This window comes from Aeromonas sp. S9(2024), assembly GCF_041403185.1.
Classification (GTDB): domain Bacteria; phylum Pseudomonadota; class Gammaproteobacteria; order Enterobacterales; family Aeromonadaceae; genus Aeromonas; species Aeromonas enteropelogenes.
In genome coordinates this window covers 505,289-527,967 of record NZ_JBGLRE010000002.1, presented here as the reverse complement: position 1 = coordinate 527,967, position 22,679 = coordinate 505,289, and the positions used below count along the sequence as shown (strand labels likewise).

At 60.1% G+C, this 22,679-nt stretch carries 27 protein-coding genes and 1 other annotated feature; of the genes, 17 read left to right on the top strand and 10 right to left on the bottom strand.

Annotated elements, in window-relative coordinates; genetic code table 11:
- Positions 1 to 33: 33 nt before the first annotated feature.
- Positions 34 to 1,206 (bottom strand): prephenate dehydratase, encoded by a 1,173-nt coding sequence (gene pheA / locus ACB028_RS05675; RefSeq protein WP_223378815.1) that lies wholly within the window; start codon positions 1,204 to 1,206, stop codon positions 34 to 36.
- Between the two features lie 38 nt (positions 1,207 to 1,244).
- Positions 1,245 to 1,378 (bottom strand) — a sequence feature (Phe leader region).
- 169 nt (positions 1,379 to 1,547) lie between these two features.
- Between pheA and ACB028_RS05670 the strand changes: the two genes are divergently transcribed.
- From ACB028_RS05670 to ACB028_RS05590, 17 genes are all read left to right on the top strand, one after another.
- The gene (locus tag ACB028_RS05670) at positions 1,548 to 2,159 is read left to right on the top strand and encodes an HAD family hydrolase (RefSeq protein ID WP_371143721.1); all 612 of its coding nucleotides are present in this window, start codon (positions 1,548 to 1,550) and stop codon (positions 2,157 to 2,159) included.
- 18 nt (positions 2,160 to 2,177) lie between these two features.
- Complete coding sequence (locus ACB028_RS05665) at positions 2,178 to 2,456, top strand: DUF6482 family protein (RefSeq protein ID WP_026457152.1); 279 nt, start codon at positions 2,178 to 2,180, stop codon at positions 2,454 to 2,456.
- Between the two features lie 80 nt (positions 2,457 to 2,536).
- Positions 2,537 to 3,382, top strand: coding sequence for a hypothetical protein (locus ACB028_RS05660; RefSeq protein ID WP_371143720.1), 846 nt, complete (start codon positions 2,537 to 2,539; stop codon positions 3,380 to 3,382).
- Positions 3,383 to 3,492: 110 nt separating this feature from the next.
- Positions 3,493 to 4,065 (top strand): DUF3157 family protein, encoded by a 573-nt coding sequence (locus ACB028_RS05655; RefSeq protein WP_371143719.1) that lies wholly within the window; start codon positions 3,493 to 3,495, stop codon positions 4,063 to 4,065.
- 184 nt (positions 4,066 to 4,249) lie between these two features.
- Positions 4,250 to 4,885, top strand: a complete 636-nt coding sequence (locus tag ACB028_RS05650) for an outer membrane beta-barrel protein (RefSeq protein WP_371143718.1) — start codon at positions 4,250 to 4,252, stop codon at positions 4,883 to 4,885.
- Between the two features lie 180 nt (positions 4,886 to 5,065).
- On the top strand, positions 5,066 to 6,010 hold the full coding sequence (locus ACB028_RS05645) for a DUF523 and DUF1722 domain-containing protein (protein ID WP_061475980.1): 945 nt from the start codon (positions 5,066 to 5,068) through the stop codon (positions 6,008 to 6,010).
- A gap of 63 nt (positions 6,011 to 6,073) precedes the next feature.
- A complete protein-coding gene (locus ACB028_RS05640; protein WP_371143717.1) occupies positions 6,074 to 6,961 on the top strand; it encodes a MerR family transcriptional regulator in 888 nt (295 codons plus the stop codon).
- Positions 6,958 to 8,379 (top strand): deoxyribodipyrimidine photo-lyase, encoded by a 1,422-nt coding sequence (gene phrB, locus ACB028_RS05635; RefSeq protein WP_371143716.1) that lies wholly within the window; start codon positions 6,958 to 6,960, stop codon positions 8,377 to 8,379. Before ACB028_RS05640 ends, phrB begins: the two co-directional genes overlap by 4 nt.
- Before the next feature lies 1 nt (position 8,380).
- Positions 8,381 to 8,809 carry a nuclear transport factor 2 family protein gene (locus ACB028_RS05630; protein ID WP_371143715.1) on the top strand — a complete coding sequence of 143 codons (429 nt, stop codon included), beginning with the start codon at positions 8,381 to 8,383 and terminating at the stop codon, positions 8,807 to 8,809.
- Entirely contained in the window at positions 8,806 to 9,540 is a 735-nt protein-coding gene (locus ACB028_RS05625; protein WP_371143714.1) for an SDR family NAD(P)-dependent oxidoreductase, read from the top strand. The genes ACB028_RS05630 and ACB028_RS05625 overlap by 4 nt, the downstream gene beginning before the upstream one ends.
- Complete coding sequence (locus ACB028_RS05620; RefSeq protein ID WP_371143713.1) at positions 9,537 to 10,796, top strand: NAD(P)/FAD-dependent oxidoreductase; 1,260 nt, start codon at positions 9,537 to 9,539, stop codon at positions 10,794 to 10,796. The genes ACB028_RS05625 and ACB028_RS05620 overlap by 4 nt, the downstream gene beginning before the upstream one ends.
- Positions 10,793 to 11,551, top strand: a complete 759-nt coding sequence (locus tag ACB028_RS05615) for a DUF1365 domain-containing protein (protein WP_371143712.1) — start codon at positions 10,793 to 10,795, stop codon at positions 11,549 to 11,551. Before ACB028_RS05620 ends, ACB028_RS05615 begins: the two co-directional genes overlap by 4 nt.
- On the top strand, positions 11,551 to 12,807 hold the full coding sequence (locus tag ACB028_RS05610; protein ID WP_342010229.1) for a cyclopropane-fatty-acyl-phospholipid synthase family protein: 1,257 nt from the start codon (positions 11,551 to 11,553) through the stop codon (positions 12,805 to 12,807). The genes ACB028_RS05615 and ACB028_RS05610 overlap by 1 nt, the downstream gene beginning before the upstream one ends.
- Before the next feature lie 2 nt (positions 12,808 to 12,809).
- Positions 12,810 to 13,289 carry a DUF2878 domain-containing protein gene (locus ACB028_RS05605; RefSeq protein ID WP_342010228.1) on the top strand — a complete coding sequence of 160 codons (480 nt, stop codon included), beginning with the start codon at positions 12,810 to 12,812 and terminating at the stop codon, positions 13,287 to 13,289.
- Positions 13,286 to 13,504 (top strand): TIGR02450 family Trp-rich protein, encoded by a 219-nt coding sequence (locus ACB028_RS05600; protein WP_124239298.1) that lies wholly within the window; start codon positions 13,286 to 13,288, stop codon positions 13,502 to 13,504. The genes ACB028_RS05605 and ACB028_RS05600 overlap by 4 nt, the downstream gene beginning before the upstream one ends.
- Positions 13,461 to 14,003: a chalcone isomerase family protein gene (locus tag ACB028_RS05595; RefSeq protein WP_342010227.1), complete on the top strand. Its 543-nt coding sequence runs from the start codon at positions 13,461 to 13,463 to the stop codon at positions 14,001 to 14,003. The genes ACB028_RS05600 and ACB028_RS05595 overlap by 44 nt, the downstream gene beginning before the upstream one ends.
- 14 nt (positions 14,004 to 14,017) lie before the next feature.
- Positions 14,018 to 14,557, top strand: a complete 540-nt coding sequence (locus ACB028_RS05590) for a DUF3833 domain-containing protein (protein WP_371143711.1) — start codon at positions 14,018 to 14,020, stop codon at positions 14,555 to 14,557.
- A gap of 73 nt (positions 14,558 to 14,630) precedes the next feature.
- Here the strand turns inward: ACB028_RS05590 and nqrM are convergent, their stop codons facing one another.
- The 9 genes from nqrM to ACB028_RS05545 all read right to left on the bottom strand — a co-directional run bounded on the left by nqrM (position 14,631) and on the right by ACB028_RS05545 (position 22,476).
- Positions 14,631 to 14,855: a (Na+)-NQR maturation NqrM gene (nqrM, locus tag ACB028_RS05585; RefSeq protein ID WP_026458096.1), complete on the bottom strand. Its 225-nt coding sequence runs from the start codon at positions 14,853 to 14,855 to the stop codon at positions 14,631 to 14,633.
- Positions 14,856 to 14,866: 11 nt separating this feature from the next.
- Positions 14,867 to 15,904, bottom strand: coding sequence for an FAD:protein FMN transferase (locus ACB028_RS05580; protein WP_371143710.1), 1,038 nt, complete (start codon positions 15,902 to 15,904; stop codon positions 14,867 to 14,869).
- A 3-nt stretch (positions 15,905 to 15,907) separates the two neighbouring features.
- Positions 15,908 to 17,131: an NADH:ubiquinone reductase (Na(+)-transporting) subunit F gene (nqrF, locus tag ACB028_RS05575; RefSeq protein ID WP_042073202.1), complete on the bottom strand. Its 1,224-nt coding sequence runs from the start codon at positions 17,129 to 17,131 to the stop codon at positions 15,908 to 15,910.
- 17 nt (positions 17,132 to 17,148) lie between these two features.
- Complete coding sequence (gene nqrE, locus ACB028_RS05570; protein WP_026457917.1) at positions 17,149 to 17,745, bottom strand: NADH:ubiquinone reductase (Na(+)-transporting) subunit E; 597 nt, start codon at positions 17,743 to 17,745, stop codon at positions 17,149 to 17,151.
- Positions 17,746 to 17,748: 3 nt separating this feature from the next.
- Positions 17,749 to 18,381 carry an NADH:ubiquinone reductase (Na(+)-transporting) subunit D gene (locus ACB028_RS05565; protein ID WP_042028012.1) on the bottom strand — a complete coding sequence of 211 codons (633 nt, stop codon included), beginning with the start codon at positions 18,379 to 18,381 and terminating at the stop codon, positions 17,749 to 17,751.
- Complete coding sequence (locus tag ACB028_RS05560) at positions 18,374 to 19,162, bottom strand: Na(+)-translocating NADH-quinone reductase subunit C (RefSeq protein WP_026456010.1); 789 nt, start codon at positions 19,160 to 19,162, stop codon at positions 18,374 to 18,376. The genes ACB028_RS05565 and ACB028_RS05560 overlap by 8 nt, the downstream gene beginning before the upstream one ends.
- On the bottom strand, positions 19,152 to 20,381 hold the full coding sequence (locus tag ACB028_RS05555) for an NADH:ubiquinone reductase (Na(+)-transporting) subunit B (protein ID WP_026456009.1): 1,230 nt from the start codon (positions 20,379 to 20,381) through the stop codon (positions 19,152 to 19,154). The genes ACB028_RS05560 and ACB028_RS05555 overlap by 11 nt, the downstream gene beginning before the upstream one ends.
- Positions 20,382 to 20,384: 3 nt before the next feature.
- Positions 20,385 to 21,728: a Na(+)-translocating NADH-quinone reductase subunit A gene (locus tag ACB028_RS05550; RefSeq protein WP_026456008.1), complete on the bottom strand. Its 1,344-nt coding sequence runs from the start codon at positions 21,726 to 21,728 to the stop codon at positions 20,385 to 20,387.
- A gap of 442 nt (positions 21,729 to 22,170) precedes the next feature.
- Positions 22,171 to 22,476, bottom strand: coding sequence for a BolA family transcriptional regulator (locus tag ACB028_RS05545; RefSeq protein ID WP_042028010.1), 306 nt, complete (start codon positions 22,474 to 22,476; stop codon positions 22,171 to 22,173).
- Between the last annotated feature and the right edge of the window lie 203 nt (positions 22,477 to 22,679).

The following is a 22,679-nucleotide window of genomic DNA, read 5'->3' as shown; positions in this document are numbered from 1 at the left end:
GCCTTTTGTTGTTTTGATGCTCTGTCAGGCCAATCAGCTGCCCAGCAGCACCGGCGGCACCGTGGTCGGTTTCACGTCTTCGCTCGGGTAGCAGCCCAGTACCTTGATATAGCGGGTGATCTTGGTCAGCTCCACCAGGGCGGCTTGCATGGCCGGGGTCTGCAAATTGGCGGAGACATCCAGGTAGAACATCTCTTCCCACGGGTTGCCCTGCACCGGACGGGACTCCAGCTTGGTCATGTTGATCTCGTGGCTGCGCAGCACCAACAGCGCCTCTACCAGTGAGCCCGGTTTCTGGGAAGTGGACATGATGAGAGTGGTCTTGGCCGGGATCTGGGGCGCCACATCGATGGGCTTGCGCGCCACCACGATGAAGCGGCTGTAGTTCTCCTTCTGGTTGGCCAGTTGCTCGGCCAGCACGTCGAGCCCATACAGCTCGCCGCCAGCGGCGCTGCCGATGGCCGCCGCTTCGGGGCTCGCCAGCTCCTTCACCTTCATCATGGCGCTGGAGGAGGAGTCGCAGATCTCGTGGCGCGCCCCTTCCAGCTTGCTGAGGTAGTGGGAGCACTGCTGGAACACCTGCGGGTGGGCGTAGAAGGTCTTGATGCGGGACAGCTCGGTGGGCACGGCGGTGAGGATGCAGTGCTCGATGGGGTAGGTGAGCTCACCGACGATGGAGAGGCTGGTGTGCTGCATCACGTCATAGACTTCGTTGATGGAGCCCGAGCTGGTGTTCTCGATGGGCAGCACGCCGAAGGCGGCGCGGCCCGACTCCACCGCATCCAGCACCTCGCGAAAGTTCTGGCAGTTCACCTCGATCACCTGATCCTTGTAACGGGCCAGGTACTTGCGTGCGGCGAGGCTCGAATAAGAACCTCGCGGTCCCAGATAGGCGACGCTGGTCATGGGCTCCTGCTGCTCCGGGTTGAGCAGGCTCTGCAGATAGGCCTGCTGGGAGAGCACGGAATCCTCGATGATGGTGTGGTAGATGCGAGTGATGTACTGGGCATCCAGGCCAAGCTGACGGCCCTGCTGGATCAGGGCGACCAGCAGATCCTGCTCGCGCTGGGGATCGCGAATAGGGCGCGGGTTGGCCTGCTTGGCCCGGGCAACCTCGATGCTGAGGGTCTTGCGTTTTGCCAGCAGGGCAAGCAGCTCCTGATCCAACCGGGTAATGTCTTGTCTGATCTCGTCGAGCGTTGCCATGATTGTTCCCTGTCCAAGTAATTATTTGATATATATGCAAAAAAAAGCCTCCGCAGGGGAGGCTCGATTCGTCTTTGCTTTCTGTTCACGAGAGCTGTTTACAGGACGATTAGCCTTCCCTCAAGCGGGCCGGATAAACGAGAAAGCAAAGAAGAATAGGGTTTGCATGGTCATAATCCTCATTGTAACGCCTTAACCATTAAGGGATTTGGCGATTTGATGCAAGTAAAACTTGCCCGCGGAACGGGAAGGGGGCAGGGTATCCGGTGACGCGAATGGGCGTGTCCGAGAGTGGTTTGGCTCCCTCTGGTCCATTTCGCACGATGCGGGAGAGATACGGTATGGCCATTATTTTTGATCTGGGACGGGTGGTGGTGAGCTGGGATCCGGTTGCCATCGTCAGTTCGGTTCGGGGACCTTTGGAGGCCGAACGGCTGGCACAGCAGTTGTTTGAACATCCGGACTGGCAGGAGGTGGACAGAGGGACCCTGTCATTGCACACCATGGCACGCCGGGCCGAGCCGCGCACCGGCCTGAGTGCGGCCGACAACCTCGCCATTTTGCAAGCGGTACCGTCCTCCCTCAGGCCGGATCCCGCTATGCTAACCCTTATAGAGGAGCTGCACGGCGCGGGGCACAGCCTCTACGCCCTCTCCAACATGGGGCACGCCAGTATCGACTGGCTGGAGCAACATGAGGATTTCTGGCGTTTTTTCAGTGGCAAGGTGGTCTCTGCCCGAGTGCGCATGATGAAACCCGAGCCGGATATCTACCGCTATCTGCTGGTGTCGTTCGATCTTGCACCGTCCGATTGTCTCTTTATCGACGATACCCCGGCCAACGTGACTGCCGCCGAGACGCTCGGGATCCGGGGCATGGTGTTTTGCGATGCGGCGCGCTGCCGGCAGCAGCTGGTTGAACAGGGCTATTTGCCCGCAATAGACAAGGGGTAACCCCCTTTTGGGAGCCTTATGGAGCATGGCCGGTTTCGCAACTGGTTGAGTCACTACCCGCAGGCGACGCTGATCATCGCCTGTCGGGATGGCAGTGGCTACCAGCTGTGCGTCGAGGCGGAAGGGGAGTGTCAGTGCCTGACCGACAGTGAGGGGGGCTCCCTGACTTTCACTTCCCTTGAGCAGGCCGAGGGCTTCTTGCGAGCCCATCAGGTACATCAGGCCAGATTGCGGATTTATGACACCCATGGAGAGGATATGGTGCTCCAATCGCAGGAGATCGTCATAAAGTTTTGAATTTAACCGGACTCTTTAAGGGTCTATTCAGCTAATTGTCAGCACAATAATCCACCTTTTTACCATCCGGAGCTGTTTTAATGGATGCCAATGTTGTTGTGCTGAATCAAGGATACGATCAGGCGTTTCAGGCCAGGGAACAGCAGTTGATCGATCAGTTGTCAGCCTATGATGATCTGGTTATCTCCTTTTCAGGCCGGTTGGAATCCTGTTACTGCATCGATTTGTGCCGGGCCAGTGGCGTCCGGATCTGGGCCATGATCATGGATACCCCCACCCGCAGCCGCAGCGAAGTATCCCGCGCTATCCGCTATTGCCGGCGTTATGGCATAGACCACTGGATCGTCAAGACAGATGAGATGATCTTCTGCGATCAGTTGTCGCAACTGGACGAGATCATCGATCCCGTTCGCCGTCTTTGTGAACACAGGGCTACCCATCCAGAGTGGGCGACACAGCCATTCCTGCTGCCGGGGACGGCGGAGGAGCGGGCCGGGTACATAGAGATGTTCGGCTCCATCCCGGAAGACACCATCTGGCTGATGGCCGATCATGGTTTTACCAAAAGAGACGTGCGCTACGGCTTTAACAAACGCCAGCTGGATGATCTGGGCGGCTGCCTCAGTCACCGTTTTGCCCACCCCAGCCAGTTGCAGCCGCACCATTTGCGCATGGTCGATCAGGCGGAGCAGATACTGGCCGATATGGGGTTCGACGAGGCCCAGGTCTTCTTTCATATCCTCTGCGATGGCCGTGAACTCACCTGCAACAGTGGGCCAACCCTGGCCAGGGTACGTCTGCCCGAGCATCAGCGGGCCCGGGCATTCGACATGCAGCCGGACATTCTGCAGGCCCTCAAGGGAACCCTGTTCGATCTGGTCACTCTGGATATGGTGCCTCACGAACGCCACGAGCTGGCGATTTAGTCCGGCGAGGGCGTCGCCAGCTTGCCCGGAGAACGTGAGCCCCGTCATAGGCAAGGCGTGACAGGAGTGTTTATACTGTCGCCCTTTCAATGATATCGAGTCCCGACCCTATGAAATCTTTGTCCCGTCTGCTGGTTGCCCTGTGCCTCACTCCTGTGCTGGCGCAGGCGGCTCCTCTCTCTCAGGTGACCCTGCCCGATGGGCGCCAGGTCCAGCTCAATGATGACTTCACCTGGGAGTATCTGGTGGTCAAGCAGGCTGAGCCGGTCAAGGGGAACGAGGTGGTTGCGAAATCCGGCGCTGTGGTGGCGGTGGCGGCTCCCGTGCTGACCGAGCAGGCCAAGGCCCATCCCGAGCTGCTCTCCCAGGCGGTCCGTGATGGCATCATGGTCAAGCTGGACAAGGTTGAGGGCTCGGATCCCATGGCGCTGAGCTTTCAGATCAGCAACACCGGCACCCGCAATGTGGTCGGGGTGCGCGGCTGGGTGACGCTGTTCAGTGCCGACGGGGTACAGCTGCAGCGTCAGGAGGCGCGTTTCTGGGTCGCCGAGAACCGTCTGCCCGAGACCTATCTGCGCAAGGGACAGGTACGTCCGGCACGTGGTCTCGAGGTGTCGCGTCCGGCCGGGCTGACGGGAGAACCCCTGGTACGGATCGAAATCGACGAGGTGGTTTTCCGCTGATCCCCTGATCTCCTGACCCGGCTCAGTTGGTCCGGGTCAGGGCAGATGTTGCCGCCGTCATCACCTGCAATATCTGCTTACATCTGACATGGTTTGGCAACAGCTTGCCGCTCGGCATTGCCGCCGCCTGTTTGCACAATGACTCCATACCAGCTCTGACGAGCTTACCCATGGAGTCAATCACATGAATAAAACTGCAATTTCTCTTCTGGTCCTGGCCGGCTTCGCCTCTACCTCCGCACTGGCACAGGATGCGTTCAGCTACGCCAAAGGGTCGGCGACCTGGGCACACACCAAGTCCGACTACCTCAATGGCAAATCCAGCAACGACAGCAAGGGAACCCGTGATTTCGGCGGCCTGAGCCTGGATCTCTCCAAGAGCTTCGACTCCAACTTCTACGGCCGTGCCGGCACCGAATTTACCTCCCGCAACAATGGCAACGACAGCATGTCCATCTCCAGCGTCGGTGTCGGTGTGTTCACCCCCTTGAGCAGCGGCCTCAACCTCTATGGTGAGACAGGTTTGACCGGCTATCGCCTGGAGCGTGAGCTGGCTCATGATGTCAATGGATGGGATGCGGTCGCTCGCAAGGATAGCGGCAGCATGTACGGGGAAGTGGGTCTGCGTTACGACATCGGCAATGTGGAGCTCTCCACCGCCTATCGTTACGCCAACATGACCGATGATATGCACGACTTCAAGGTGGGCGGTGCCTACAAGTTCAACCAGAACTGGGCCCTGACTGCCGATTACACCTACCGCAACTGGGATCTGCAAAAAGGCTCCATCTCCAGCCTGGGAGTGAAGTACAGCTTCTGATGCGATGAACTCCGTAGTGTCTTTGATGTTTGCCCATGGCGATGGCCATGGGCTTTTTTTTTTGTCTGATGATGCTCCCTTGCTTGTTCCTGTGCCGTATCGGTTTGCAGTAGTTGTACAACTTCCTTTTTTTTGTATAACTGCTATAACTGAATCAAGGCTTATACAAGGGGTGCCATCATGTACAAGATTAAAGTCGGGATCAGTGCTTGCCTGCTGGGACAAGAGGTGCGGTTTGACGGGGGCCACAAGCGCTCCAGTTTCTGTGAACGGGATCTTGGGGCTCACTTTGACTATCACCCCGTCTGCCCCGAGATGGCCATCGGCCTGGGTGCCCCTCGCGCCGCCATCCGGCTGGTCAAGCGTCATGGCGAGGTACGCGCCGAGGCGAGCAACGGCAGCTTCGATGTCACGGAGAAATTAATCGCTTTCAGCGAGCAGAAGGCGCGCCAGCTCGACTTCATCTCCGGTTATATCCTCTGTGCCAAATCTCCCAGCTGCGGCATGGAACGGGTCAGAATTTATGGCGCCAACAACGAGGGGAGTGCCAAGGAGGGGGTAGGCCTGTTTGCCAAGGCATTGATGGAGGCCAACCCATTGCTGCCGGTGGAAGAGGATGGCCGGTTGTGCGACCCCATCCTGCGGGAGAACTTCGTGCTGCGGGTGTTTGCCTATCACGATTGGCAACAGCTCTGCGCGCGCGGGCTCAGCGCCGCCGCCCTCATCCGCTTTCACTCCCGCTACAAGTATCTGGTGCTCTCTCACGCTACCACTCACTACCGCGCCCTCGGGCAGATGCTCGGCAATCTGGGCAAGGCCAATCTGGAAGAGGTGGCAGAGCGCTACATCAAGGGGCTGATGGCGGCGCTGACCTTGCGGGCAAACCGGCGCAGCCACACCAATGTGTTGATGCACCTGCAAGGCTACTTCAAGCGGGTGCTGACCCCGGCCCAGAAGCAGGAGCTCTGCGACACCATCGACAAGTACCGCACCGGTATTTTTCCGCTGCTGGTGCCGCTGACCCTGATCCGCCACTACCTGCGGGAGTATCCCAATCCGTATCTTGCCGAGCAGGTTTACCTCAATCCTCATCCCGATACGCTCAAGCTGCGTTACGGGCTATGAATGCCGTGTGAAGGTCCCGGCAGCTGGCCGGGGCCTCTCTCCCAACTTTTGATGGACGTCGTTATGTCTGATTTACCGCAAGCCGCTTCCCCTTTGTCTGATGAGGGGATCTACCCCATCCGTGAGGTTTCCCGCCTCACTGGTGTCAATGCCGTCACCCTGCGTGCCTGGCAGCGTCGTTACGGTCTGGTACAGCCGGCCCGCACCGAGAAGGGGCACCGTCTCTACAGCGAGCAGGATATCCGCCAGATTGGCGAGATCCTGAGTTGGCTGGAGCGGGGAGTGAGCATAGGGCAGGTAAAGGGGCTGTTGAGCGAGCCCCAATCCCAGCCGGTGAGCGATCACTGGCAGCAGACTCTGGAGCAGTTCAGTCAGGCACTGCTCGCCTTCAACCAGCGCAAGGCGGAGGCCGAGCTCAACGACCTGCTGGCGAGCTACCCGTTCGAGCTGGTGCGCAGCCGGGTGCTGCAGCCGCTGGTGGAGCGGCTGCTGGGGCTGTGGCGCGAGCGGCCCGATGGCGAGCTGCTGCAACAGGTGTGGCTGGGCTGGCTGCATACCCGCTTCGCCCGCCACCTCATCGAGCAGGAGAAGGGCGTGCCGGTTACTCTGGCGAGCTGGGGGCAGGTCGGGCCCCTCGATCTGGTCTGGGCGGCCTATGAGCTGATTGGCCTGGGTTACGAGGTGCAACTGCTGGGGGCGGTCGAACCTCGCCATGTCACTCTGCTTGAGGGGCGCTCCACTCCCCCCTGGCTGGTGTTGCTGGGGGCCGGGCTTGGCAAGCAGGAGCTGGCCACCGGGTGGCCCACCGGCACCCGCTTCTTTGGCGAGCTGGGGCGCCTCTATGACGGCGACTGGCAGGCCGCTCACGGTTGGAAAGCCACTCTGGGTGAGGCAATAGCGGATGAGGCTGTCGTGGGGACCACCAGCGGGCGCGGGAGGAAAAAGTCATGAAGCTGGTCTGGTTTCGCAACGACTTGCGCCTTGCCGACAACCCGGCCTTGCGTCATGCCTGTGCCGGCGAGGAACCGGTCGCGGCGTTGTTTATTCTCTCGCCGACCCAGTGGCAAGCACACAAGCTGGCCCCCGTTCGCCAGCGTTTCATCCTGGCGCAGGTCGATGAGCTGGGCCGCGAGCTGGCGGCGCTCGGCATCCCGCTCCATTTGCTACGGGTCGAGACTTTTGCCGAAGTGCCGGCGGCGTTGGCTGACTTAAGTCGCGATCTGGGGGTGACCCGGCTCTACGCCAATCAGGCCATCGAGATCGACGAGCAGCGTCGGGATCGGGCCGTCAGTGCCGTGCTGGCGGAGCAGGAGATTGCTTGCCACTGGTTCAACGGCTGCTGCGTGCTGCCGCCCGGGCGGGTGCTGACCGGCTCGGGGGAGATGTTCAAGGTCTATACCCCCTTCAGCCGGGCCTGGCTCAAGGCTCTCGAGGAAGATGGCTTTGTCATTCACCGCGCTCCCGAGCCGCGCGGTGCATCACTGCCGTGGCAGCCGCTGGCCGAGCGGGAAGTTGTCGATGCCGCCCTTGGCGAGCTGACTCCGGATCCTCGCTGGCCGGTGGGGGAGGCCGAGTCTCAGCGCCGTCTGAACACCTTCCTCGATGAGGCTGTGCTCGATTATGGCGAGACCCGGGACTTTCCGGCCCTGGCGGGCACCTCTGTGCTCTCCCCCTATCTGGCGGCCGGTATCATCAGTCCGCGCCAGTGCGTAGGGGCACTGCAACAGCGCCTCGGCTATCGACCCCAGTCAAAGGCGCAGCCCGGATTTGTCTGGCTCAACGAGCTCATCTGGCGCGAGTTCTATCGCCATCTGCTGGTGCTGATCCCAAGCCTCTCCATGAATCGTCCCTTCAAAGCGGAGACGGCGGCCCTGCCGTGGAGCTGGGACCCGGATGCCTTTGCCGCCTGGTGTGAGGGACGCACCGGCTACCCCATCGTCGATGCGGCCATGCGCTGCCTCAATGCCACCGGCTGGATGCACAACCGGCTGCGGATGATAGTGGCGAGCTTCCTCACCAAGGATCTGCATATCCACTGGCGGCTCGGGGAGGACTACTTCATGAGCAAGCTGATAGACGGCGATCTGGCGGCCAACAACGGCGGCTGGCAGTGGGCGGCGGGCACAGGTGCCGATGCGGCCCCATACTTTCGGGTATTCAACCCCACCACCCAGGGACAAAGATTTGATCCACAAGGGGAGTTCATTCGTACCTGGGTCGCTGAACTGGCCGATGTGCCCGCAGCCTATCTGCACCAGCCTCACGACTGGCTGCGGCTCAAGGGGCGGCAGGATTATCCGGCCCCCATGGTGGATCACGCCGTCGCCCGGGTGAGAGCCATCGAAATGTTTCGCTTCCTGGAGAAATAACATGGATGAGCCGCTGGCCCGCTTCGTCGCCCTCTATCAGCAGCTGGACAGACAACAGTTGCACCGATTGTCCGAGGTCTATGCCGACGAGGTGATCTTTATCGATCCTGCCCACCGCATCGAGGGACTGGCGGCGCTCAGCGACTATTTTGCCGCCCTCTATCAGCGCCTCGCCTATTGTCGTTTTGTCATTACCAGTCAGCAGCAACAAGGGCGACAAGCCTGGCTCGGCTGGACCATGACCTTCTCCCACCCAAGGCTGCGTGTCGGCAAGCCAGTGACAGTGGAGGGGGCGACCCGCCTCGAGTTCGACGAGGAGGGCAAGGTCTGCCTGCACCGGGACTATTTTGACCTCGGCGCCATGCTCTATGAGCAGTTGCCGCTGCTCGGATCCCTGGTGCGGACCATCAAGGGGAGGCTGGGGGCATGAGCGGCCGGGTGCTGATCACAGGTGCCACCTCCGGCATCGGCCGCCAGCTGGCCCTCGATTACCGGCGCTCAGGCTGGCAGGTGTGGGGCTGTGGTCGCGATGAGGAGCGGCTGCAGGGGCTGGAGAGTGAGGGCATCACCCCCTTGCAGTTTGATACCCGAAATCCAGCGGCCATGAACGCAGTGGCGGGCACTCTGCCTGCGCTGGATCTGCTGATCCTCAACGCCGGTCATTGCGAATATATGGAGTTGGCCGAGGGGTTTGACGGCGCCCTGTTTGCTCGGGTGATTGAGACCAATCTCATCGCCACCGGTCATGCGCTGGCCGCCTTCCTGCCACTGCTGGGGGTGGGGGCCCGTCTTGCCATTGTCAGCTCGTCGGTGAGCTGGCTGCCGCTGCCAAGGGCCGAGGCCTATGGCGCCTCCAAGGCGGCCCTCGACTATCTGGCCGATACCCTGCGCCTCGATCTGGCCGGCAGAGGGATCGGGGTTACCCTGATCCGTCCCGGCTTTGTGGAAACGCCGCTCACCGCAAAGAATGATTTTCCCATGCCTTGCCTGGTGCCTGTGGAGGAGGCGTCCCGCGCCATCATGGACGGGCTTACCGCCGGTCACCATCAGATCCACTTTCCCCGTCGTTTCATCTGGCTGCTGCGCCTGCTTGGTGCGCTGCCGGTGGGACTCTGGCTGCGTCTTGGCAGCTCGCTTGTGTCGAAAGGACGCCACTCATGAAGAGAAAGATAGCCATCGTCGGTTCGGGGATTTCAGGGCTGACCGCCGGTTTTTTGCTCCACAAACAGCACGACATCACCCTGTTCGAGGCGGCGCCGACCCTGGGCGGCCATACCGCCACAGTCGACGTGGAGCAGGGCGGGCGACGTTACGCCATCGATACCGGCTTTATCGTGTTCAACGATCGCACCTACCCCAACTTCCTCAAATTGCTTGAACGGATCGGGGGGGCACGGCAACCGGCCGAGATGAGCTTCTCGGTGAAAAGCCCGGAGGGGCTTGAGTACAACGGTCACAACCTCGATACCCTGTTCGCCCAGCGCAGCAACCTGCTGAGCCCGCGGTTTTACGGCTTTGTTGCCGAGATCCTGCGCTTCAACCGGGAGGCTCACGCCTGGCTGGTGGATCACCAAGTCCTCGATGTTGGCTCCGAACTGACCCTGGGGGATTTCCTGCAGGCGGGGGAGTTTAGCGACTACTTCGCCCGTCACTACATACTGCCGATGGGGGCGGCCATCTGGTCATCCACCCTGGCCGATATGCGGGGCTTCCCCCTTGGCTTCTTCCTGCGATTTTTTGCCCATCACGGCCTGCTGGAGGTGGCAAACCGGCCCCAGTGGTACGTCATTCCCGGTGGCTCGCGCGAATACATAGGGCCGCTCACGGCGGGATGGCAGTCGCAGATCCGGCTGGCTTGCCCGGTAGCGGGGATCCGGCGAGTGACGAATGGCGTCATTGTCCAGAGCCGTGATGGCGAGGAGCAGTTTGACGAGGTGATACTCGCCTGCCACAGCGACCAGACGCTGACCCTGCTGGCGGATGCGAGCGAGCGGGAGCGGGCCATCCTCGGTGCCATGCCCTATCAGGCCAATGACGTCTGGCTCCACACCGACGCAACTTGCCTGCCGGTGCGCCGCAAGGCGTGGGCCAGCTGGAACTATCAGCTCGGTGATGATGACGGCGCACGGCCACTGGTGAGTTACAACATGAATATCCTGCAGGGGGTGAGTTCACCCGAGCCCTTCTGCGTCAGCCTCAATCCCGCAGGGCGGGTGGACGAGAGCAAGGTATTGCGCCGTTTCGTCTATCACCATCCGGTGTTCAATCAGAGCTCCATCGCCGCCCAGCAGCGGCGACCAGAGATCTGCGGCCAGCGGCACACTCACTTCTGCGGTGCCTACTGGTACAACGGCTTTCACGAGGATGGGGTGCGCAGCGCCCTGGATGTAGCCCGGCGCTTCGGGGCCGAGCTATGAAAGGCGCAACCGCGACTGCGAGCTGCGGGATCAGCGCCATCTGGCAGGGCTCGGTGCGCCACCGCCGCTTCGCGCCGAGGGCTCACGCCTTTTCGTACAGCCTCTTCATGCTGGGACTGGATCTCGACGAACTGCCGGGCCTCGATCAGGGAAGATGGTTCGCCGTGGAGCGGGCCGGGCTGCTCTCCTTTCGTCGTCATGACTACCTGCGGGGGAGTGCGGGCTCTCTCAAACAGGCGGTGTGGGACAAGGTGGCCGAGCTGGGCGGCGATGCCGACCCGAAGGGGCGGGTGTTGCTGCTCGGCAACGTACGTTGCCTGGGGTTTTACTTCAGCCCGGTCAACTTCTACTTCTGCGATCGGCAGGGGAAGACGCGCTATTTGCTGGCCGAGGTCTCCAACACCCCCTGGAACGAGCGCCACTACTATCTGCTGGATCTGGCGGCGCTGGCTCCCCACGACAAGGATTTTCACGTCTCCCCCTTCATGGGGCTGGCCATGCGTTACCACTGGCGGATCCGCCCGCCGGCACAGGAGACGCTGATTCACATCGAGAGCCATCCTGTATCCGGTGAGGCCAAGCTGTTTGATGCCACCCTGGCGCTGCGCCGCGTGCCGCTGTCACGCAAGGAGCTGGTGGCGCTGCTGGTCCGCTGGCCCTGGATGACCATGAGGGTGCTGCTCGGTATCTACTGGCAGGCCCTGCGTCTTTTTATCAAACGAACCCCCATATTTACCCATCCGGAGACTCGCTAATGGAACTGGTGCAATCTTCTGTTTCTGCCTCTTTCATCGACAAGGGGGCCAGGCAACTACTGCTCAATCTGCTGGGGCGGATCGACCAAGGCCAACTGCTGCTGCGAGATGGCCGCGAGCGTCACAGCTTTGGTGATGCAACCAGTGATTTGCATGCCGAGCTGGTGGTGCTGGATCCGGCCTTCTATCGCCGCCTGCTGCTGGGGGGCAGCATAGCTGCCGGTGAAACCTGGGTAGAAGGGCTCTGGACCAGCCCGGATCCGGTGGCGTTGGTGCGGTTGCTGGCGCGCAACCTGCCGTTGCTCGACAGCCTGGAGCGGCGCCTGGGCTGGCTCAGCTTCCCGTTCAACAAGGTGCGCCACTGGCGGAGTCGCAATACCCTGACCGGGTCGCGCGCCAACATCGCCGCCCACTACGATCTCGGCAACGCTCTCTATCAGGGTTTTCTCGACAGCCATATGCAGTATTCGAGCGCTATTTACCCGAGTACCGATGCCACTCTCGAGGAGGGGCAGCAGGCCAAGCTGCGTACCATCTGCGAGCGGCTCGAGCTCGGCCCGGACGATCATCTGCTGGAGATCGGGACCGGCTGGGGTGGGCTGGCCGTCTTTGCTGCTCGCCACTACGGCTGCCGGGTGACTACCACCACCATCTCCCAGGCCCAGCACGACTACGCAAAAGAGTGGATCGGGCGGGAGGGGCTCGGGGATCGCATCACCTTGCTACTGGAGGATTACCGCAAGCTGGAGGGACGGTTCGACAAGCTGGTCTCCATCGAGATGATAGAGGCGGTGGGTCACGCCTTTCTGCCGGACTACTTTCGCCAGCTGTCGCGCCTGCTCAAACCCGGTGGACACCTGCTCATTCAGGCCATCACCATCGCCGATCAGCGCCATGCCCAGTATCTACGCGGGGTCGATTTCATCCAGCGCTATATCTTCCCCGGTGGCTGCCTGCCGAGCGTCTCCCAGATGGCGGGATTGCTGGCCCGCGAAACCGACATGCAGCTGGTGCGGCTGCACGATCACGGCCATCACTATGCCCGTACCTTGGCCCACTGGTGCGAGCGCTTCCTGGCGCTGGCCCCCGAGCTGCCGGCCCTCGGCTACAGCCAGGACTTCATCCGGCTGTGGCACTTCTATTTCGCCTACTGCGAGGGGGGATTCTGGGAACGCACCATCAGCCTGGTACAGCTGGAGGCGGCCAAACCCGGGCCGCTCGGCTGGTCGGGAGACTTGCCGGTAAGCGGTCACTGACCATGTGGCGGTTGGCCCAACTGCTGGGGTTCAACCTCTACTGGTTGCTGGCGGTGAAGTGGCAGCAGCCGGGTCCCTTGCTTGCGATGCTGCTGCTTCATTTTCTCTGCTCGCCAAGCCGCAAAAGGGACCTGCGACTCCTGCCCTTGGCCCTTGCAGGCTGCCTGCTCGATCTGCTGCTCTGGCGGCTCGGGCTGTTCGATTTCAAGGCCGGTTTTCCGCTCTGGCTGGCGCTGCTCTGGGTCGGATTTGCCCTGACGCTGGCCCATGGCATGCGCTGGCTACTGCGATTACCCCGTTGGCAACAGGGGCTGTTTGGCATGCTTGGGGGTACGGTCTCCTATGTGGCGGGAGCCGAGATGGGAGCAGTACACTTACCCTGGGGCATCGGGATCAGTGCGGCCCTATTGGCTGTGATCTGGATGTGGTGGTTACCCCTACTACTGTGGGTAATGGTCAAGCTGGAGGGTGAGCCAAGATGAACACCTTTTCGACCGACACTTTGTTGTTTTCCAAGTGGACCAAAGAGAGCCAGCACGAGCTGACTGATCGCTTCTATCTGGTGGTGGCCTGCCAGCGGGATGCGCAGGGGCGGCTGATGCAGGTGGTGATGCAGGATATCAATACCCTGCAGGAACAGGAGATGGATTGGCATGAATTGGAAGATCCCAGCCATTGGCACATGGGGTGGAACTAGTCTGCTCTTGGCGGTGCTGAGTCTGCTCCTGGCGACTGCCGCGCAGGCTTCTGCCGTCCCCTGGCAACAGTTGCGTCCGGTCGGCCAGGGGGAGATGAACTGGCTCTGGTTCAAGCTCTATGACGCCACCCTCTACAGCGAGAGTGGTCGCTATCAGCCGAGCCATTATCCGCAGGCACTGACCCTGACCTATGCCAGAGCCATCGAACGTGAGGATCTGCTCAGCGCCACCGCTAAAGAGTGGCAGCGGCTCGGTCTTGGCAGTGAGGCCGATCGCCAGCGCTGGCTCGGGCAACTTGCGACCCTCTGGCCGGATGTGGCAGCCGGTGACAGGTTGACCTTCTATGTCGACAAGGCCGGAACCGGCCACTTCTGGTGGCAGGAGCAGCTCCTCGGCTCTCTCGCCGAACCGCAGTTTTCCGCCGCCTTTCTGGCTATCTGGCTGGCGGACAACAGCCGGGATCCAGCCCTTACCCGCCGCCTGCGCGGCCAACCCTGATGCCGGAGCCCTTTATGTCTTGCTACCGTCTATATCGTCTTCTCGCTTTGTTGCCACTCATGCTGCTGACAGGATGTGGTGCCAACCTCAATGACTACCGTGGCCAGGGGCCCGAGTGGGATCTCGCCCGTTTCTTCAGTGGCAAGCTGGTAGCCCATGGCCTGGTCACCGATCGCAGCGGCGAAGTGACCAGTCGCTTTCGGGTCGAGATGGAGGGGCGCTGGCAGGAGGGCAAGGGGGAACTGTTCGAGCAGTTCCATTTTGACGATGGTCGCCAGCAGACTCGCACCTGGTATCTACGCAAGGGGGCGGATGGCCACTGGCGCGGCAGCGCATCGGATGTGGTGGGGGAGGCGGTGGGCAAGACGGAAGGTTTTGCCCTCAACTGGCGTTACCAGCTCGATCTGGCGCTGCCGGACGGTGAAGTGGTACGAGTGAACTTCGATGACTGGATGTATCTGCTGGATGCGGATCGCTTGCTCAACCGGGCCAGGATCAGCAAGCTCGGCATTGATCTTGGGGAAGTGCTCCTCTATATCGAGCGCAAACCATAGCCTTGTGGCCGGACAAACCCCAGTAAAAAGCGCGCCACTGGCGCGCTTTTTGTTACCGTCGGAGCACAGGCGTTCAGATGATCCGGTTCTCTTCCAGCATCTTGCGACGGGCCTCTTCCTTGGCCATCTTCTTCTTGCGGTTGTCACAGGGTTCGGGGCAATCGCACTCTTTCTCGATGCCCACGCTGCCCAGGCCACCGCAGGAGCCGGAGATGCTCTTCTTCTGGAAGATGTAGCCGATGGCCATGGCCACCACTACCGCCAGAAACACCCCGAAGGTGATCAGAAAAATCTGCATGTTGCTGCCTCTTACTTTTTAACCAGATAGGGCTTGAAGGCGTCGGAGTAGGCCTCTTCAAAACCCTTGTCGGTCTTGGTGATCACGAAGATCGCCAGTCCCCGTTCGTTGGCGTAGGCCAGGCTCTTCTCGGTCCCCATCACCATGAACACGGTTGCCAGCCCGTCCGCCGTCATGCAGGAGGGGTGGATCACGGTGACCGATACCAGACGATGCTGGATCGGTTTGCCGGAGCGCGGATCTATGGTGTGGGAGAAACGCTGGCCATCCAGTTCGTAATAGTTGCGATAATCGCCGGAGGTGGCAACGCCGTTGTCACCCGGGACTATCACTTCCTGTACCGTGCCGGTGCCCGCGGTGGGTTTCTCGATGGCCACGCGCCAGGGATGGCCCTTGCCGTTGACGCCATTGATCCTCAGCTCGCCGCCGATTTCAACCAGATAGTTGCGGGCCCCCAGGGACTCCAGGTATTCGGCCACCTTGTCGACGCCAAACCCCTTGGCGATGGCGGAGAGATCCACGTAAAGATCCGGCACATCTTTTTGCAGGGTATCGGCATCGGCGGAGGTGATGACGTGCAGATTGCCAAGCCCGGTCTTCTGACGGGTCTGGGTGATCAGCTCGTCACTCGGGACCTTGGTCGGCCGTTTGTCCGGGCCAAAGCCCCACAGATTGACCAAGGGGCCAACGGTGACGTCCAGCGCCCCCTGGCTCTCACGGCCAATGTGAATGGCCTCAGTGACGACTCGAGCGGTGTCTCGCGACACTACGACCGGTGTGGAGTCACGATGCTGGTTGAAGCGGGAGAGCTCGGAATCGGGACGATAAGTCGACATCTGATCGTTGACCCGCTCCAGCAGCACATCCACTTCGGCCTGCAACTTGGCCGGATCGCTGATGACGTCATCCGCCACCTTGATGGAGTAGTAGGTTCCCATGGTGCTGCCGGTGATATGGATCTCCGGCTTGCTCTGGACCGTTTCCTGATCGCACCCAGTCAAGAAAAAGGCTAGCCCGAAGGCTAGCCAGGTCTTTACAACGCTGTGCATGGATTAACCACCAAAGTCATCCAGCAGGATGTTTTCGTCTTCAACGCCCAGATCCTTGAGCATGTTGATGACGGCGGCGTTCATCACGGGAGGACCACACATGTAGAACTCGCAATCTTCCGGCGCCTCGTGGTTCTTGAGATAGTTCTCGTAGAGCACGTTGTGGATGAAGCCGGTGTAGCCGTCCCAGTTGTCTTCCGGTTGCGGATCGGACAGGGCGACGTTCCAGGTGAAGTTCTCGTTCTCGGCGGCCAGCATGTCGAAATCCTCGACATAGAACATCTCGCGCTTGGAACGGGCACCGTACCAGAAGCTCATCTTGCGCTTGGACTTCAGGCGACGCAGCTGGTCGAAGATGTGGGAGCGCATCGGCGCCATACCCGCACCACCACCGATGAACACCATTTCGGCGTCGGTGTCCTTGGCGAAGAACTCGCCGAACGGACCGGAGATGGTCACCTTGTCACCCGCCTTCAGGCTGAAGATGTAGGAGGACATCTGTCCCGGAGGGGCAGTCCAGTTGCTGGGCGGCGGAGTCGCGATCCGCACGTTCAGCATGATGATGCCGAACTCTTCCGGATAGTTGGCCATGGAGTAAGCACGGATGATCGGCTCGTCAACCTTGGACTCCAGATCGAAGATCTTGAAGCGATCCCAGTCACCACGATACTCCTCGGGAATATCGAAGTCCTTGTAGCGGACGTGGTGAGCCGGCGCTTCAATCTGGATATAACCACCGGCGCGGAACGGTACGCTCTCGCCATCCGGGATCTGCAGCTTGAGCTCCTTGATGAAGGTGGCCTTGTTGTCATTGGAGATGACGGTACATTCCCACTTCTTCACGCCGAAGATCTCTTCCGGCAGTTCGATGTCCATGTCGCCGCGAACGGTGACCTGGCAGGCCAGACGCTCGCCGTGACGGGCCTCGCCCTTGCTGATGTGATCCAGTTCGGTCGGCAGGATGTCGCCGCCACCGGACTTCACCCGCACCTTGCACTGGCCGCAGGAGCCACCACCACCACAGGCGGAGGAGACGAAGATACCGCTGCCGGCCAGCACGCCGAGCAGTTTGCCACCGGCCGGGCTGGTCACAGCCTTGGCCGGGTCACCGTTGATGCTGATTGTCACGTCGCCCGCGGTCACCAGCTTGGACTTGGCGAACAGAATGACTGCCACCAGTGCCAGCAGGATCACGGTAAACATGACCACACCCAAAATAATTTCCATCTATCGTTCCTTTCCGATTACAGGGAGATACCAGAGAAGGACATGAAGCCCAGCGCCATCAGGCCGGCGGTGATGAAGGTGATGCCGAGGCCACGCAGACCTTCCGGAACATCGGAGTACTTCATCTTCTCGCGGATACCTGCCAGCGCAACGATCGCCAGCATCCAGCCTGCACCTGAACCCACGCCGTAGACCACAGACTCGACGAAGTTGTAGTCACGCTGCACCATGAAGGAGACGCCACCGAAGATAGCGCAGTTCACGGTGATGAGCGGCAAGAAGATGCCGAGCGCGTTGTAGAGGGCCGGGAAGTATTTATCCAGCGCCATCTCCAGGATCTGTACCAGGGCCGCGATCACACCGATGAAGGTGATGAAGCTCAGGAAGCTCAGGTCCAGATCGGGGGAGAGGGCACCAGCCTTCAACACGTAGTTGTAGATCAGGTTGTTGACCGGTACGGCGATGGTTTGCACCACGATAACGGCAATACCAAGACCCATGGAGGTCTTGACCTTCTTGGACACCGCCAGGAAGGTACACATCCCCAGGAAGAAGGAGAGTGCCAGGTTTTCGATGAAAATCGAACGAATCAACAGACTCAGATAGTGTTCCATACCTTAATCCTTTGCCTCCACCTGCTTGGGATCCTTGGTGCGAACGCCCCAGATGATCAGACCAATGATGAAGAATGCGCTCGGCGGCAGCAGCAGCAGGCCGTTCGGTACATACCAGCCACCGTTGTTCACCAGCGGCATCAGCTCGAGGCCGAACCAGGTGCCGGAGCCCAGCAGTTCACGCACGGTGGCGACGCTCAGCAGAATGGCGCCATAGCCCAGACCGTTACCGATACCGTCCAGGAAGGAGGGCAGCGGGGCACTCTTCATGGCGTAGGCTTCGGCACGACCCATTACGATACAGTTGGTGATGATCAGACCCACGAATACCGACAGCTGCTTGGAGATCTCATAGGCATAAGCCTTGAGCACCTGGTCAACCACGATAACCAGTGAGGCGATGATCGCCATCTGGGCAATGATCCGCACGCTGTTGGGGATCTGGTTGCGGATCAGGGAGATGAACAGGTTTGAGAAGGCGGTGACCGCCATGACCGCGAGGGTCATTACAAACGCTGTCTTCATCTGGCTGGTAACCGCCAGTGCGGAACAGACACCCAGCACCTGCAAGGCGATGGGGTTGTTGCCGAGCACAGGCGTCAACAGCAACTTTTTCATTTCGCTCTTGTCAGCCATTGTTGATTTCTCCTGCACGAACCTTGGCCAGGAAAGGACCGAAGCCCTTGGGACCCATCCAGAAGTCGAAGGTGTGCTGTACGCCGTTACCGGTCAGGGTAGCGCCGGACAGACCGTCAATCTCATGCTCAGAGCCAGCCGGAGCATGGCCCTTGATCACGCGCAGCGCGGGCATGCCGTTCTGATCGAACAATTTCTTGTCCTTGAACAGGGCTTCCCATGCCGGGTTTTCGATTTCGCCACCCAGACCCGGGGTTTCACCGTGGTCATAGTAGGTGATGCCCTTGATGGTCTGGCCATCCGGAGCAACGGCGACGAAGGCATACATGGTCGACCACAGACCCTGACCGTAGATGGGCAGGATGATGCTATCGATCTTGCCTTCGCTGTCCTTGGCGAAGAACACCGGGATCAGCTTGGAGATCTGGCGCAGGCCGGCCTTGTCGTCGGCCGCAGCCAGACGGATATTTTTGGCCGGATCTTTGGCAGCCTGCTTGGTATCGAAGTTGTCGGCATCGCCGTCAACAAAGTTACCGGTGGAGAGATCCACCAGGCGGGCTTCGATCTTGTCGCCATACAGCTTGGCCATGTCGCGCTTGGCGACATCGCTGATGTCCACACCGGCAACGGCGAGGATGTTGCTCTGCTTGTCCAGTGCCTTGTTCTCCTGTTGGGTAGAACGCAGGCCAACGGCGGCAACGGATACCACGATGGAACAGGCCAGACAGAGGCCAGTCACCACGCTAACGGTGCCGAGGGTTGAATCTTTATTAAACGCCACGAGCAATCCTCCGCTTGATGTTTGCCTGAGCGACGAAATGGTCAAACAAGGGAGCAAACAGGTTCGCAAACAGAATGGCCAGCATCATGCCTTCCGGGAACGCGGGGTTGACCACGCGAACCAGCACGACCATGACGCCGATCAGTGCGCCGTACCACCACTTGCCCTTGTTGGTAAAGGCTGCGGAGACAGGGTCGGTCGCCATGAAGGCCATACCGAAGGCGAAGCCACCCAGCACCAGGTGCCAGTGCCACGGCATGTTGAACATGGGGTTGGTGTCGGAACCGATGACGTTGAACAGCAGGGAAGTCGCGATCATACCGACCATCACGCCGGCGATGATGCGCCAGGAAGCGATGCGCATGTACACGATCATGGCGGCGCCCAGCAGGATCATCAGGGTGGAAACTTCACCGATGGAACCCGGCAAGTTACCCAGGAAGGCGTCCATCCAGCTGATGGCTTCGCCGGTGGCGCTGTTGATCAGTGCCATCTGGCCACCTTGGGCCCACTGGCTCAGGGCGGTCGCACCGGAGAAACCGTCAACGGCAACCCAGACTGCGTCGCCGGAGATTTGACCCGGGTAGGCGAAGAACAGGAACGCACGACCCGCCAGGGCCGGGTTCAGGAAGTTCTTGCCGGTACCACCGAACACTTCCTTGGCCATCACCACACCGAAGGTGATACCCAGGGCGGCTTGCCACAGGGGCAGCTCGGGCGGCACGATCAGGGCGAACAGGATGGAGGTCACGAAGAAGCCTTCGTTGATCTCGTGCTTGCGCACCATGGCGAACAGCACTTCCCAGAAACCACCGACCAGGAAGACGGTGATGTAGATCGGGAAGAAGTGGGCTGCGCCGATCAGCATCTTGCTGCCGACACCGGCCACGGCCGGATCCAGGGAGGCACCCAGCATGGTTGCCAGCGCATATTGCCAGCTGCTGGCACCGGCGGCGGTACCCAGATGGGCAATCGCGGCAATGGACTGGTTGCCGACGTTGTACATGCCCCAGAACATGGCCGGGAACACGGCCAGCCACACCATGATCATCATGCGCTTCAGATCGAGCGCATCACGAACGTGGGCAGCATTGCGGGTTACGGAACCCGGGGTATAGAACAGGGTATACGCCGCTTCGAACAGGGCGTAGTACTTGGCGTACTTCCCACCCGGCTCGAAGTGGTGTTCCATATTTTCAAGAAGTTGCTTGAAACTCATCGCTTAACCTTCCAGTTCAATCTTGGTCAGGCACTCACGCAAGATAGGGCCGTACTCGGTCTTGCCGGGGCAGACAAAAGTACAGAGGGCCAAATCTTCCTCATCCAGCTCCAGGCAGCCCAGTGCTTGTGCACCATCGGTATCGCCAGAGATCATGTCCCGCAGCAGCAGGGTCGGCAGGATGTCGAGTGGCATCACCCGCTCATAGTTGCCGATAGGCACCATGGAACGATCACTACCGTTGGTGGTGGTGGTGAAGTTGATCAGCTTGCCCTTCATCAGATGAGAAAGGGTGGTGCGGGTAATGGAGAACTTGTTGGCGCTGGGGTTGATCCAGCCCAGGAACTCTTTCTCGCGACCTTCACCCAGTGCGCAGACCTGATTGTGGTAACGACCCAGATAGTCGTGAACCCCGTCGGCCTTGGCACCGCTCAGCAGAGAACCGGAGATGATGCGGTTTTCGTCAGCACGCAGCTCGTTGTTGGTAATCTGGCTGATGCAGGCACCCAGACGGGTGCGCAGCAGACGCGGCTTGAGCACGTTCGGACCTGCCAGGGCGATCACCTTGTCGGTGAAGATCTGGCCGGTGGTGAACAGCTTGCCGTAGGCGATCACGTCCTGATAGTTGATGTGCCACTGCACCTTGGTGCTGCTGACCGGATCCAGGAAGTGGATATGGGTGCCAGGCAGACCGGCAGGATGAGGACCGACGAAGATCTCTTCCTTGACCTGGGCCAGGGGAGAGTGAGGCAGGCTGGCTTCGCCCTTGCAGACGTAGACGTTGCCATCAGTCAGGCGAGTCAGCACGGCCAGACCGTCGAGGAACGCCTGGGACTGTTCCTTGATGATCAGCTCGGGATTGGCTGCCAGCGGGTTGGTGTCCATCGCGGTCACAAAGATGGCGCGCGGGGCGGAGCCAACGGCGGGAACCTTGCTGAACGGACGGGTACGCAGCGCAGTCCACTGACCGGAGGCGAGCAGGATCTCCTGCACCTTGCTGCGTTCGAGCTTGGCCAGCTCGGCGGAGGCAAAGTGCTCGAAGGTTACCTGTTCGTCCGAGCCGTCGAGGTCGATGACCACGGACTGAAGAACACGTTTGGCACCACGGTTAATCTCTGAAACCACACCGGTGGCAGGAGCTGTGAATTTAACGCCGGGATTCTTCTTGTCTTCGAAGAGATCCTGACCTTTGATGACGCGATCACCTACTTTGACGAACATAGTAGGTCGCATCCCCACGAACTCCTCGCCCAGTGTAGCAACACGGGTGATGGCGGGGCCATCGTAGATTACTTGCTCTGGCGCACCCAGCACGGGGATGTCCAGTCCTCTTTTGATTGTAATCATACTTACTTGCACTACCGTTACGGGAAGAGAGGTTGGTTAGCGCCGAGAAATACATCACGACGGGTGGTCGAGTGACGATATTGCCGTTGCAACCAGTAAACAGCGCTGGCGATCATCCAATATGCGGGGTCACTCAAAAGCGCTTGAGTTTACCACTTATGACTCATTTTCTGCCATGACAAATGGGTAAAATCCCTGTGCCATCACAAAATTAACCTCTCCTGAATAAGGGGGTGAACCCCTCGTAAACCGTGGTTTTAAAGGTTTTTTTATTTGAATACCCCAATGGGGGTAATCTTATTGTTGAGAATATTGATTAGAAAAGATAATCCGGCAGTTTTGTTTGCGAATTATTCTCATATGGGGCTTTTTATCGCCCCATTTCCAATGACTTGCAGGCGGGATGGCAGAGGGATGCAGGAACTCTCCTGTTCTGGCCGCGTCAGGGTTTGCCGACGCAGCTCGGGGTGCGCGGTGCCTGGCCCTTTTGCTGCCATTCGCTCTCTGTGTAGGTATGCAGTGCCAGGGCATGTACCGGGCCGGCCAGCTCGGGGGCCAGCACTTCATTGATCAGGCGATGACGGGCCAGGAGACGTAGACCTTCAAATTGCGGGCTGACGATGACCACCTTGAAGTGGCTCTCTGAGCCGGGCTCAACACGATGCATATGGCTCTCGTTGATCACCTCCAGCAGGCTGGGAGTGAGGGCGGCGGTCAGTTTTGCTTCAATGTGTTGTTGCATGGTCATCAGGATGCTTCCAGAAAGTGAACGTGGGGCCATTCTATCGGCAGTTGCCTGGCGGAATAAGTCCCCTTATGGAGAGAAATATGGCCCGGGAACGCCGTCATGGCGGCCCGAACTGGTGAAATTCCTCTACCCCGCTAGAATAGCGCCACTTTGCGTCGCCCCTGGCGCCTGTTATCCGAATCAAGCCGAGGTTGGACTCATTC